This is a genomic window from Pseudomonas sp. XWY-1 (genome assembly GCF_002953115.1).
In the GTDB taxonomy this organism is placed as follows: domain Bacteria; phylum Pseudomonadota; class Gammaproteobacteria; order Pseudomonadales; family Pseudomonadaceae; genus Aquipseudomonas; species Aquipseudomonas alloputida.
Genome location: NZ_CP026332.1, coordinates 1,940,024 through 1,952,640, shown reverse-complemented (window position 1 = coordinate 1,952,640; position 12,617 = coordinate 1,940,024). Strand labels below are relative to the sequence as shown.

General features: G+C 61.9%; 10 protein-coding genes. 5 read left to right on the top strand and 5 right to left on the bottom strand.

What is annotated here, in order from left to right:
- Positions 1-34: 34 nt before the first annotated feature.
- Entirely contained in the window at positions 35-1,285 is a 1,251-nt protein-coding gene (locus PRJ_RS09195; protein ID WP_104961150.1) for an aspartate aminotransferase family protein, read from the top strand.
- 3 nt (positions 1,286-1,288) lie between these two features.
- Here the strand turns inward: PRJ_RS09195 and PRJ_RS09190 are convergent, their stop codons facing one another.
- Positions 1,289-1,591, bottom strand: a complete 303-nt coding sequence (locus PRJ_RS09190; protein WP_012051778.1) for a hypothetical protein — start codon at positions 1,589-1,591, stop codon at positions 1,289-1,291.
- A 246-nt stretch (positions 1,592-1,837) separates the two neighbouring features.
- Here PRJ_RS09190 and PRJ_RS09185 point away from each other — a divergent pair, with 246 nt between their 5' ends.
- Together PRJ_RS09185 and fusA are read left to right on the top strand one after the other, a co-directional pair.
- Entirely contained in the window at positions 1,838-2,263 is a 426-nt protein-coding gene (locus PRJ_RS09185; RefSeq protein ID WP_064493170.1) for a hypothetical protein, read from the top strand.
- Between the two features lie 73 nt (positions 2,264-2,336).
- On the top strand, positions 2,337-4,448 hold the full coding sequence (gene fusA / locus PRJ_RS09180; protein ID WP_104961149.1) for an elongation factor G: 2,112 nt from the start codon (positions 2,337-2,339) through the stop codon (positions 4,446-4,448).
- A gap of 130 nt (positions 4,449-4,578) precedes the next feature.
- Here the strand turns inward: fusA and PRJ_RS09170 are convergent, their stop codons facing one another.
- The 3 genes from PRJ_RS09170 to PRJ_RS09160 all read right to left on the bottom strand — a co-directional run bounded on the left by PRJ_RS09170 (position 4,579) and on the right by PRJ_RS09160 (position 9,043).
- Complete coding sequence (locus PRJ_RS09170; protein ID WP_020191995.1) at positions 4,579-6,021, bottom strand: SulP family inorganic anion transporter; 1,443 nt, start codon at positions 6,019-6,021, stop codon at positions 4,579-4,581.
- Between the two features lie 83 nt (positions 6,022-6,104).
- Entirely contained in the window at positions 6,105-7,814 is a 1,710-nt protein-coding gene (locus PRJ_RS09165) for a S8/S53 family peptidase (RefSeq protein WP_104961147.1), read from the bottom strand.
- A 53-nt stretch (positions 7,815-7,867) separates the two neighbouring features.
- The gene (locus PRJ_RS09160) at positions 7,868-9,043 is read right to left on the bottom strand and encodes a hypothetical protein (protein WP_019438094.1); all 1,176 of its coding nucleotides are present in this window, start codon (positions 9,041-9,043) and stop codon (positions 7,868-7,870) included.
- Positions 9,044-9,168: 125 nt separating this feature from the next.
- Between PRJ_RS09160 and PRJ_RS09155 the strand changes: the two genes are divergently transcribed.
- The gene (locus tag PRJ_RS09155) at positions 9,169-9,933 is read left to right on the top strand and encodes a secretin N-terminal domain-containing protein (RefSeq protein WP_177409986.1); all 765 of its coding nucleotides are present in this window, start codon (positions 9,169-9,171) and stop codon (positions 9,931-9,933) included.
- A 490-nt stretch (positions 9,934-10,423) separates the two neighbouring features.
- Entirely contained in the window at positions 10,424-11,749 is a 1,326-nt protein-coding gene (aceA, locus tag PRJ_RS09150) for an isocitrate lyase (protein ID WP_014590317.1), read from the top strand.
- 123 nt (positions 11,750-11,872) lie between these two features.
- Here aceA and PRJ_RS09145 read toward each other — a convergent pair whose 3' ends face one another.
- Complete coding sequence (locus PRJ_RS09145; protein ID WP_080756731.1) at positions 11,873-12,613, bottom strand: SDR family NAD(P)-dependent oxidoreductase; 741 nt, start codon at positions 12,611-12,613, stop codon at positions 11,873-11,875.
- Between the last annotated feature and the right edge of the window lie 4 nt (positions 12,614-12,617).

The following is a 12,617-nucleotide window of genomic DNA, read 5'->3' as shown; positions in this document are numbered from 1 at the left end:
ATAATAAGAAACTCGAACAAGGTCCGCGTGCCCCATGAACCAGGAAAGTATCAGCCAATCCATTGCCATCGTTCACCCGATCACACTTTCCCATGGCCGTAATGCCGAAGTCTGGGACACTGACGGCAAACGTTACATCGACTTCGTCGGCGGTATCGGCGTGCTCAACCTGGGCCACTGCAACCCCGCTGTGGTCGAGGCCATCCAGGCTCAGGCCACCCGCCTGACCCACTACGCCTTCAACGCGGCCCCTCACGGCCCTTACCTGGCCCTGATGGAGCAACTGAGCCAGTTTGTGCCAGTCAGCTACCCACTGGCCGGCATGCTCACCAACAGCGGCGCGGAAGCGGCGGAGAACGCCCTGAAAGTAGCCCGCGGCGCCACCGGCAAACGGGCCATCATCGCGTTCGACGGCGGCTTCCATGGCCGCACCCTGGCCACCCTGAACCTCAATGGCAAGGTCGCCCCCTACAAGCAGCGGGTCGGCGAACTGCCCGGGCCGGTGTATCACCTGCCCTACCCCAGCGCGGATACCGGAGTTACCTGCGAGCAGGCGCTCAAGGCCATGGACCGCCTGTTCAGCGTCGAGCTGGCCGTGGAGGACGTCGCGGCGTTCATCTTCGAGCCCGTGCAGGGTGAAGGCGGCTTCCTTGCCCTGGACCCGGCCTTCGCCCAGGCCCTGCGCCGCTTCTGCGACGAGCGTGGCATCCTGATCATCATCGACGAGATCCAGTCGGGCTTCGGCCGCACCGGCCAGCGCTTCGCGTTTCCGCGCCTGGGTATCGAGCCCGACCTGCTGCTGCTGGCCAAAAGCATCGCTGGCGGTATGCCGCTGGGTGCAGTGGTCGGGCGCAAGGAATTGATGGCGGCGCTGCCCAAGGGCGGCCTGGGTGGCACCTATTCGGGCAACCCGATTGCCTGTGCGGCGGCCTTGGCCAGCCTGGCGCAGATGACCGACGAAAACCTTGCAACCTGGGGTGAACGGCAGGAACAGGCCATCGTCAGCCGTTATGAGCGCTGGAAGGCTTCGGGCCTGAGCCCGTACATCGGCCGCCTGACCGGCGTGGGCGCCATGCGAGGGATCGAGTTCGCCAATGCCGATGGCAGCCCGGCACCGGCACAACTGGCCAAGGTGATGGAAGCAGCCCGCGCCAAGGGCCTGCTGCTGATGCCCAGCGGCAAGGCGCGGCACATCATTCGCCTGCTGGCACCGCTGACCATCGAGGCCGAGGTGCTCGAGGAAGGGCTGGATATCCTCGAGCAGTGCCTGGCAGAACTGAACTGAGGCTTACAGGCCGAGTTCTTCCGGGGTAAGCATGTCGGACTCGAAGGCGATCCAGCCGCCTTCCAGTTCGGCATGGCCGTTGACGATCGGGCCGTAATAGGTCAGGCCGTTCTCCAGGGTTACGCAAATGTGCGTGGCCGGTTTCTCAGGGGCCGCGAGCGTACCGACGAAATGCACCTTCTTCAGGGTTTCGGTCACCGCTTCCAGGCCCACGCGCATCTTGGGGTTTTCCGAGGCTTCGGTATCTCCGCCACGGTCTTCGGCGCTGATGGTCACGGTGGCGATGTACGGGTACTTGGTGCTCAAACGGGGTTACCTCGGTGGGTGTATAGGCGTACGGGCGCGTAGAGTACGGCAGGCCGTCTCTGTTGTCTCTACTGGCCTCTTCGCGGGCACGCCCGCTCCCACAGGGATCGCATGTTGCTCAGGGTATGCGGGGCACCTGTGAGGGGCGGGTCTGCCTGGGAAGAGCCGGGCCTGCAACAGGTGATCTGAATGCCCCGATCTGTTAGGGTGCCCGCCGATGCACGCCACACCACACGAGGATCCCGAGTGAGCGCCGAAGAACCCCTGATCGCCGACCTGTTCGAAGTCGACAAACGCCTGTCCCTCAAGCCCGTCGTGGACTTCAACAGCTACCTGCGCAACGCCTTCGGCGAGGGCCCATGCCGCTGCCACCGCTGCGTAGAAGGCGCCGACCAAAGCACCTACAGCCACGCGCACAACTTCACCTTCGAAGGCCGCCAGTGGCACCGCCGGTTCGCCAGCACCGCTGGCAGCGACGTCGCCCAGGTGTTGAAAAAAGCCTGGCTGTCGTACACCAAGGCTGATCTCAACCTGGTCGGCGCGCTGGACCTGACCACCCTCAAGACCTTTACCGAGGCCACCCTGCACACGCGCCTGCTGGCCTTGCTGCCGGCCAGCGGCCTGGCCCGTGAAGTGGATGGCCAGTGGATGCTGCAAGCCCAGGCCGACTGACGGCCCGGTGGCAGGGCAGGATTCCACCGGTCTGCTAACTTGGTGGAATCCGTCCACCCACAGGTAGTCCGCCATGGCCCGCACAACGCCCATCGAGCTGTACCGCAATATCGGCATCGTTGCCCACGTGGATGCCGGCAAGACCACGACCACCGAGCGGATCCTGTTCTACACCGGGGTCAACCACAAGATGGGCGAAGTGCACGATGGCGCGGCGACCATGGACTGGATGGCCCAGGAGCAGGAACGCGGCATCACCATCACCTCGGCGGCGACCACGGCGTTCTGGCAAGGCTCGACCAAGCAGTTCGCCCACAAGTACCGTTTCAACATCATCGACACCCCAGGCCACGTCGATTTCACCATCGAGGTGGAGCGCTCATTGCGCGTGCTCGATGGCGCGGTCGTGGTATTCAGCGGCGCGGACGGCGTCGAGCCGCAGTCCGAGACAGTCTGGCGCCAGGCCAACAAGTACCACGTGCCACGCTTGGCCTACATCAACAAAATGGACCGCCAGGGGGCCGACTTCCTGCGCGTGGTCAAGCAGATCGATCAGCGCCTGGGGCACCACCCGGTACCCATCCAGCTGGCCATCGGCAGCGAAGAAAACTTCATGGGCCAGATCGACCTGGTGAAGATGAAGGCCATCTACTGGAACGATGCCGACCAGGGCACCAGTTACCGCGAAGAAGATATTCCAGCCGATCTGCAGAAGCTTGCCGACGAATGGCGCGCGCACATGATCGAAGCTGCGGCCGAGGCCAATGACGAGCTGACCACGAAGTTTCTCGATGGCGAGGAGCTGAGCATCGAAGAGATCAAGGCCGGATTGCGCCAGCGCACCATCGCTAACGAAATCGTGCCGACCATCCTCGGCTCATCGTTCAAGAACAAAGGCGTGCCGCTGATGCTCGACGCGGTGATCGACTATCTGCCCGCCCCCTCGGAAATTCCTGCCATCCGCGGCACCGACCCGGATGATGAAGAAAAGCACCTGGAACGGCACGCCGACGACAAAGAGCCGTTCTCGGCACTGGCTTTCAAGATCGCCACCGACCCGTTCGTCGGCACCCTCACCTTCGCCCGCGTTTATTCCGGCGTGCTCAGCTCAGGCAATGCGGTACTCAACTCGGTCAAAGGCAAGAAGGAACGCATCGGCCGCATGGTGCAGATGCATGCCAACCAGCGTGCCGAAATCAAGGACGTGTGTGCCGGCGACATCGCCGCACTGATCGGCATGAAGGACGTGACCACCGGCGATACCCTGTGCGACATGGACAAACCGATCATCCTCGAACGCATGGACTTCCCCGACCCGGTGATTTCCGTCGCAGTAGAGCCGAAAACCAAGGCCGACCAGGAAAAAATGGGGATCGCGCTGGGCAAGCTGGCCCAGGAAGACCCCTCATTCCGCGTGCGTACCGATGAAGAGACTGGCCAGACCATCATCTCGGGCATGGGCGAGCTGCACCTGGACATCATCGTCGACCGCATGCGCCGCGAGTTCAACGTCGAGGCCAACATCGGCAAGCCGCAGGTGGCCTACCGGGAAAAAATCCGCAATACCTGCGAGATCGAGGGGCGTTTCGTGCGCCAGTCCGGTGGCCGTGGCCAATACGGCCATTGCTGGATCCGTTTCGCCCCCGGTGATGAAGGCAAAGAAGGCCTGGAGTTCATCAACGAGATCGTCGGCGGCGTGGTACCCCGCGAGTACATCCCGGCAATCCAGAAGGGTATCGAAGAGCAAATGAAGAACGGCGTGCTTGCCGGCTACCCCCTGATCAACCTCAAGGCCGCCGTGTTCGACGGCTCGTACCACGATGTCGACTCCAACGAGATGGCCTACAAGATCGCCGCGTCAATGGCCACCAAGCAGTTGTCGCAGAAAGGCGGCGCAGTGTTGCTGGAGCCGGTGATGAAGGTAGAGGTGGTGACGCCCGAGGAATATCAGGGCGACATCCTCGGCGACTTGAGCCGACGTCGCGGCATGATCCAAGACGGTGATGAAACACCGGCTGGCAAGGTGATACGTGCCGAAGTGCCGCTGGGTGAAATGTTCGGCTACGCCACCTCGATGCGCTCGATGACCCAGGGCCGGGCCAGCTTCTCGATGGAGTTCACCCGCTATGCCGAGGCCCCGGCGAGCATTGCCGATGGCATCGTCAAGAAGAGCCGCGGAGAGTAAGCGGTTCTCCTGTGCCGGCCTCTTCGCGGGTAAGCCCGCGCCTACAGGATGGCCGCAGGCCCAAACATTGTGCGCCCCCCTGTAGGAGCGGGTTTACCCGCGAAGAGGCCGGCACTGACAGCAACAGTTTTCAATGCTGCTCGCCCGCCCGCTTCAACAGCTTCTTGCACCGCTCCGACAAATGCACCACGCGCAAATGCTTGCCCGCCTTGGCATAGCGCTCGCGCAGGGTTTTCAGCGCCGCAACCGCCGAATAGTCGACAAAGCTCAAATGCTGGCAATCCAGCGTGACCTGGGCCGGGTCCCCGGCCGTGTCGAACTGGTTGAGGAACGAGGTGGTCGAGGCAAAGAACAGCGTGCCATGCAGTTGATAACGCTTGCCGCCCTCCGCGTCCTCATGGGTGTCGGCATACAGCTCCCGCGCATGCTGCCAGGCAAAGTTGAGCGCCGCGATGATGATACCGAACAGCACTGCCATGGCCAGGTCGGTCAGCACCGTGACCACAGTCACCGCAACGATCGCCAGCACATCATTCACCGGCACCTTGTGCAACACCCGCAACGACGCCCAGGCAAAGGTCTGCTGGGCCACCACGAACATCACCCCAACCAGCGCCGCCAGGGGAATGCGCTCGATCAGCGGCGACAGGAACAGCACGAACAGCAGAATCATTACCCCGGCCACTACCCCCGACAACCGGCCCCGGCCATTGGAGCTGAGGTTGATCACCGTCTGCCCGATCATCGCGCAGCCGCCCATGCCGCCGCACAGGCCCGACACCATGTTCGCAGCGCCCAATGCCACACACTCGCGGTCCGGGAAGCCACGGCTCTCGGTGATTTCGTCGGTCAGGTTGAGGGTGAGCAGGGTTTCCAGCAGGCCGACCATGGCCATCAGCACCGCGTAGGGGGCGATGATCTTCAGGGTTTCCAGATTCCAGGGCACATCCGGCAGTGCCAGCCCCGGCAGGCCACCGGCGATGTGCGCCATGTCGCCCAGGGTGCGGGTAGGCAGCCCGAGCACGTACACCAGCAGGCCAACACCGAGGATCGCCACCAGGGCCGGCGGCACCGCACGGGTCAGTTTCGGCAGCACATAAACCACCGCCATGGTCAGCGCGACCAGGCCGATCATCAGGTACAGCGGCGTGCCACTGAGCCAGTGTTCGCCGTCCTTGAAATGCTCCAGCTGAGCCATGGCGATGACGATGGCCAGGCCGTTCACGAAGCCAAGCATGACCGGGTATGGCACCAGGCGCACCAATTTGCCCAGACGCAGCAGGCCGAACAGGATCATGACCACACCGCCCAGCAGCACCGTGGCCAGCAGGTACTGCACGCCGTGCTGCACCACCAAGGCGACGATCACCACCGCCATCGAGCCGGCAGCGCCGGAGATCATCCCCGGCCGCCCGCCGAACAGCGCCGTCAGGGTACAAATGATGAACGCGCCATACAGGCCCATCAGCGGGTTGAGGTGGGCCACCAGGGCAAAGGCGATGCACTCGGGGACCAAGGCGAACGAGGTGGTGAGGCCGGCGAGCAGGTCGGCGCGTAGTCGGGCGGGCTTCATGGGCTTCCTGTGGTGCAGTCCTGACGGACGTTAGAAAAACGAGGGGCGCGATGTTACGGAATTTGTCTGACAGCGGCCACCGCTCAACGCACACGTTCCAGGCTCTGCACGGCCAGGTCCAGCGCACGCTGCATGTCCAGGCGCGCCGAACGGCCCAGGTCCGGGTCGTTCAGGCGGCCGCCACGCTCCGAGGGCAGGATTGGCGCCGTCAGGTCTTCGGCATCCATCGCTTCGAAATCCTGTTCGGCGCCCAGGGTCAAGGCACTGCGCCGCAACAGCATGCGCACCTGTTCCGGGGTAAGTGCCGGGTTGATCGACAGCATCGTCGCCACAGTGGCAGTCACCAAGGGTGTTGCGTACGACGTGCCGCAATGCGCAGCCTCGGCCGACACGGGGCGTATGCAGGCAGCAGCACTGACGTCCACGCGCATGTCGATGTTGGAACTGTGACGCTTGCGCACATGATCGTGGGCTTCAACTGCCGTAGCCTTGTCACTGCGCTGATGCCCGCCCACCACCAGCAATTGTTCGGTGATGAACGACGAAGGCAGGCGATATTCATCGGTCCCCGACCAGGACGCACCATTACCTGCCGAATTCACCACCACCACATCAGGGTGCTCCTTGCGCAGCCAGAGGAAAAACTCCTCAAGCAACTCCTCGTAGCCACTCATTGCCAGCCCGGAACGCACCAGCGAATCAACCTCATCACCGTTGACATCGCGCGCGCCGACCCGGTGAATGCCCCAGCTCCAGTTCAGCACCCGCACGCCATCTTCGACCAGGTTCACCGAGGCAGCGATGTTGGCGGTGATACCGGCATCCGAGTTGCGCTCTACCATCACCTCGAAGCCAGGGCTGTGCTTGCCCAGCCCCGGCAAAAAGCCCTCACCCTGCGCAGCGAGAATGCCCGCAACATGGCTGCCGTGGCTGGCCGGGCGATCACCGTCGCGAGCGTAGAGGCATGTCTGGCCTTGTTCGCAGTCCCCTCGATAATGGCCGAACCCTGGGGCGTCGAAGTCCACTTCACGCTCGATTACCCCGACCCGCACGGGCTTCACCGGCAAGCCAGAGGCGGCAATCCGGCGCCGGTAGAAATACAGCGCGTCCATGAAGCGGTTGGCGGCCCATTCGTCCGCCTGGTCGATGGCCCGGGTGCCGCGCCCATTGCCCTCCTCCCCGCGCTCGGGGGCGGACTCTTCGACAATCACGGCATCCACGCTGACTTCACTGCCCATGCGCAGGACCATCGCATCGCGCTGCATCAGGTCCTCTACCGGCAAGCGCAGCTGGTAGACATTCAACGGCGGAATGGCACCCACAACCTGGGCGCCGTATTTACCGGCGATGCGCCGGGCCTCGTCGAGGCCGTCGTATTTTTCTTCGATCAACAGGCTGACCAGATCGACATAAGTGGTCAGGCCGTCCATGTTCTTCGCCACTTCATCAGGCCCTGCGGCGATCACATGACTGCGTTGGCGGGTCAGCCATACCGGGTTGCTGGTGCGGCCGCCATCGGCCAGCCAGAGCGGGGCGCTGCGCTGGGCTTCTCTCACCAGTTTCAGCGTCAGCCGGTCACCTTGCCGCCCGACATTGGCTTCTGACAGCCGCACACCGCCCAACCATACCGTTGGCAGGTTTGCCCCGAGCCCCTCGGCACGCAGGCACCATTGCTGCTGGCTGTCGCTGAACAAGTCGCCGCAACGCTGCAGCTGCTTGATGCGCAGCGTGTCCGCTGCAGCCTGTGCACCCAGACTGCAAAGCCATAACAGCAAGATCAGGACACCGTTCATGCAATCACCCCACGCGCTCCCTGTGAGTGCGACTTACGGGGCACCTCAAAGGTTCACCTGTGGCTGGCAACTGCCTGGTCGCGGGCGAGCCATTCGGCCATGGAAGTATCCTCCAACGCGTACTCGCCACGATTGGCCTTCCATACCAGCTCCTTGTCGCGCAGGGCATCGAGGGCCTTCTGTACGTTTGCCGTGTTGACGTTGGCTACCGCCTGGGCCTGCTCCAGCTTGCGGCTGACCTCAACCAGGGTTTGCTCGGTAAACGGGGAAAACGGCTGCCGGCCCAGCGTGCGCTCGGCCATGACCTCTAGCACGGCCTGCTGCAACGGCGTAAGTTCGTTCCAAGCGCTTTCGTAGTCACTCCACACCCCAGCTTGATGGTTCAGCGCCCCATTGCGCAGCAGTTCACCCAGGTTGCCCGCCTCACCCAGGCCGACGCTAACTTCGGCCAACAGTTTGTTGAGCATTTCCGGGCGCCGGCCGACCAATTCGAACGCGTATGCCAAGTCCTCTACCTTGAACTGGTTACTGTCGGCCAGGCGACGGTTCCACAAGGCGGTGATGAATTCGACATATTCACGCCCCAGCAACGGAAATGGCGTGATGCTGGCACCAAAGAATGGCTGCTTGCTCTTGAGTACCAGGTTGGCCAGCTTGTCACGACTAGAGCCCGTGAACACCAGGCGCAAGCCGTCCGGACGGTCGCCACGGTTAAGATGGTCACGCGCGGCTTTCAGCGCGAACATCGCATTGAGGCCATCTTCGCTGTTAAGGGCGTGCTGAGCCTCGTCGATGATCAGCACTACCAGCTGCCCTGACACCTGGTGCAACACGGCAAGCGCCTGGGCCAGGGTAGTCCCCGCAGGCAGTTGCGGGCGGGTGAAATCCCAGCTCAGGGTGCGCAGCAGGTTGATCTTGTCGATACCGGCCTTTTTCGCGGTCCTGGCCAGCGCACCTTCGAATCTGGCCAGCGCAGTACCGATGGCGCCACTGATGAGCTGCGCAGGGGCGGCGTCGCGATCCGACCACAGGTCGACGTAAACCGGTAGCCAGCCGCGCTGTACGCATTCCGGTATGAAGTCGTTGTTGAGGAAGGTGCTCTTGCCTGTACGCCGGGGCGCGGCCAGGAACATGCCCGAGCTGTAATCGACCAACGACTCGCCGGCCAAGTCTTGGGCCAGTGCGTTGGCCAACTGATTACGGCGTAGGAGCGGGCGAACGGGAGACATGCAATTAACCTCAATTATCTTGCCTACTATAATTTATAGCCTACAAGATAAACCAGGATAATACGACCGTCTGCAACCGTGCCGGCGTGATCCAGATCCGGCAAAAAGTCAGCAAATTTGCCATCATGTTGGTTCCACCTGCGGAGATCATGGACATGCCGCTACGCCCCCTTTTCGCCTCCCTGTTGCTGGTCGCCAGCCTCACCGCCCACGCCGCCACCGAGGTGGTGCCACTTCAGCATCGCAGCAGCGCCGAACTGCTGCCCGCCCTGCAGGCTTTCATCGGCAAGGACGGCACGGTCAGCGCCTTCGAGAACAAACTGATCGTCAACGCCAGCCCCGAGCGCATCGACGACCTGCGCGCCCTGCTGCAACAGCTGGACACCGCGCCCAAGCGCCTGCTGATCAGCGTCGACAACAACGACAGCAATTTCCAGGACAACCGCGGCAACGCACGCGTCATTCACTACGGCACCAGCAACCGCGACGGCGGCATGCAGCAGGTACAAGCCAGCGAAGGGCAACCGGCACTGATCCAGGTGGGCCAGAGCATCCCCATTACCAGCACCAGCACAGACGGCTATGGGCGCATTCAGAGCAACACCGAATACCGCAACGTGACCCAAGGCTTCTACGTAACCCCAAGCCTGAGCGGCGAAACGGTTCGTCTGCAAATAAGCAGCAATAATGACCGTATCAGCCATGAACGTGCAGATGTAGTGAAAGTGCAAAGTACCGACACGACAGTCACTGGCAAGCTCGGCGAGTGGATCACCCTGGCGGGGTTCAACCAGCAGAGCCAAGCCGACCGCAGCGCGTCAAGCCACACGTACAGCACCCAACGGGGTGAAAACATGACATTGCGTGTCAAAGTCGACCTTGTGGACTGATCCCAGGCAATTCAAGGCTTCGACCAAAGGCCTTGAAACTGACTGCCAAGTCGCATTAGACCAAAGATGTAGTAAGGACAAAAAAGCACTACAAAACATTTGACAGGGTCTTTTTCCCAAGGGCATGATGGCCTCGCTCCCGCTAATCAGGGGCCCTGGCAAGGGCCTTCGGGGCGCGCTCCTTCCACCCCAGGAGGCGCCTCGTGTCTATACGGCCCACAAGGCGGTTCGACGGGATTGCGACTGCAACGAAGAAGTTGTCCCGAGGGACGGAAGCGCATCACCGCAGTACTGGCAATCGCGTAGCACCGCAGCAAGGCAACCACGAGCCGACCTGCCGGAGCGCACCTTCGCCTGGCCTGCCCAACCTTCCCCTTCGAGCCTTCGCGTTCGCCGCCGCAAGCCTGCGAACAGGACAGCCGCCAGGCACCTGATCAGCCCAGAGCATCAGCACAATTAACCCAAGATCGATGCGACGAGGTTTATTTCCATGGCACTGACACGCGAACAGCAAATTGCAGCCCTCGAGAAAGACTGGGCCGAGAACCCGCGCTGGAAAGGCGTGACCCGTACCTACACCGCCGCTGATGTCGTTCGCCTGCGTGGCTCCGTGCAACCTGAGCACACCTTTGCCCGTCAGGGTGCAGAAAAACTGTGGAAGCTGGTCACCGAAGGTGCTCACCCGTCCTTCCGCCCCGACAAAGATTTCGTCAACTGCATGGGCGCCCTGACTGGCGGCCAGGCTGTACAACAGGTCAAGGCCGGCATCCAGGCCATCTACCTGTCCGGCTGGCAGGTTGCCGCCGACAACAACTCGGCCGAGTCGATGTACCCTGACCAGTCGCTGTACCCGGTCGACTCGGTACCGACCGTGGTCAAGCGCATCAACAACGCGTTCCGCCGTGCCGACCAGATCCAGTGGAAAGCCGGCAAGAACCCGGGCGACGAAGGCTACATCGACTACTTCGCGCCCATCGTGGCTGACGCCGAAGCCGGTTTCGGTGGCGTACTGAACGCCTACGAGCTGATGAAGAACATGATCGAAGCAGGCGCCGCTGGCGTGCACTTCGAAGACCAGCTGGCCTCGGTTAAAAAATGCGGCCACATGGGCGGCAAGGTGCTGGTACCGACCCAGGAAGCCGTTCAGAAGCTGGTAGCAGCGCGCCTGGCCGCTGACGTGTCGGGTGTACCGACCATCATCCTGGCCCGTACCGACGCCAACGCCGCCGACCTGCTGACCAGCGACTGCGACCCGTACGACCAGCCGTTCGTGATTGGCGAGCGTACTCGCGAAGGCTTCTACAAGGTCCGCGCCGGCCTCGACCAGGCCATTGCCCGCGGCCTGGCCTACGCCCCGTACGCCGACCTGATCTGGTGCGAAACCGCCAAGCCGGACCTGGACGAAGCCCGCCGCTTCGCCGAGGCGATCAAGAAGGAATACCCGGACCAGATCCTGTCGTACAACTGCTCGCCTTCCTTCAACTGGAAGAAAAACCTGGACGACGCCACCATCGCCAAGTTCCAGCGCGAGCTGTCGGCCATGGGTTACAAGCATCAGTTCATCACCCTGGCCGGCATCCACAACATGTGGCACGGCATGTTCAACCTGGCGCACGACTACGCCCGTAACGACATGACCGCCTACGTGAAGCTGCAGGAGCAGGAATTCGCTGACGCCAGCAAGGGCTACACCTTCGTGGCGCACCAGCAGGAAGTGGGCACCGGCTACTTCGACGACATGACCACCGTGATCCAGGGTGGCGCTTCGTCGGTGACTGCACTGACCGGTTCGACCGAGGAAGAGCAGTTCCACTGATAGTGGGCTGCGGTTGAACCAAGGCCCGGGGCTTGTGAAAGCTCCGGGCTTCTTTAATGCAACGCTACTCTGATGAAGTAAGGCCTTGAGTTACAGACGCCCCACCAAAACTCCGAGTAAACCCTAAGCGCGGAATCCACCATCGATTGGTACCGCCACACCAGTTACGTAAGAAGCTGCTTCCGAGCTAAGCCAGTACACAAGCTCAGCAACTTCATGGGCTTCACAGACCCGCCCCATAGGCTGCGAGGCGCACACCGCATCAAACTTGCTCCCCAATACATGCCTTGCCAATGGCGTTGACACAAATCCCGGACAAACGGCATTGACCCGTACGCCATAAGGGGCATATTCCTTTGCAACGGCCTTGGTAATTCCAACTAGTGCGTGCTTGCTGGCGGTGTATACAGAACCACCCGTGACACTGGCATTCAGACCCGCTAGCGAGGCGACATTGACAATGGTGCCACGCCCCGCCTCACGCATTGCAGGCAACACCGCCTTCATGCATCGCCATGGCGCACTTACATTCGTGGACATGACATCTTCAAAATCAGCCTCGGGATATTCCTCGGTCATCGTGAACGATTGACCATCAATACCAATGCTGTTGACGAGACAATTTATGGGTGGATGATCGAGAGTCAGTCGCCTGAAGAGGTCGGTCAACTCGGTAGGGCTACGCAAATCAACCGAGTACGGATACGCACACCCTGCCTCCCTGTTGATACTCTCACACACACGGACGTTCCTAACATGATCTCGTCCGCACACAATGACTGTGTATTGCTCTCTGGCAAATTTCCAGGCACACGCCTCTCCGATACCGGAATTGCCACCAGTAATAACAACTACCTTACTCATGCGC

Coding starts and splice junctions, on each gene's coding strand:
- PRJ_RS09195 (WP_104961150.1), top strand. CDS start 35: ATGAACCAGGAAAGTATCAGCCAATCCATTGCCATCGTTCACCCGATC.
- fusA (WP_104961149.1), top strand. CDS start 2,337: ATGGCCCGCACAACGCCCATCGAGCTGTACCGCAATATCGGCATCGTT.
- PRJ_RS09170 (WP_020191995.1), bottom strand. CDS start 6,021: ATGAAGCCCGCCCGACTACGCGCCGACCTGCTCGCCGGCCTCACCACC.
- PRJ_RS09165 (WP_104961147.1), bottom strand. CDS start 7,814: ATGAACGGTGTCCTGATCTTGCTGTTATGGCTTTGCAGTCTGGGTGCA.
- PRJ_RS09160 (WP_019438094.1), bottom strand. CDS start 9,043: ATGTCTCCCGTTCGCCCGCTCCTACGCCGTAATCAGTTGGCCAACGCA.
- PRJ_RS09155 (WP_177409986.1), top strand. CDS start 9,169: ATGTTGGTTCCACCTGCGGAGATCATGGACATGCCGCTACGCCCCCTT.
- aceA (WP_014590317.1), top strand. CDS start 10,424: ATGGCACTGACACGCGAACAGCAAATTGCAGCCCTCGAGAAAGACTGG.
- PRJ_RS09145 (WP_080756731.1), bottom strand. CDS start 12,613: ATGAGTAAGGTAGTTGTTATTACTGGTGGCAATTCCGGTATCGGAGAG.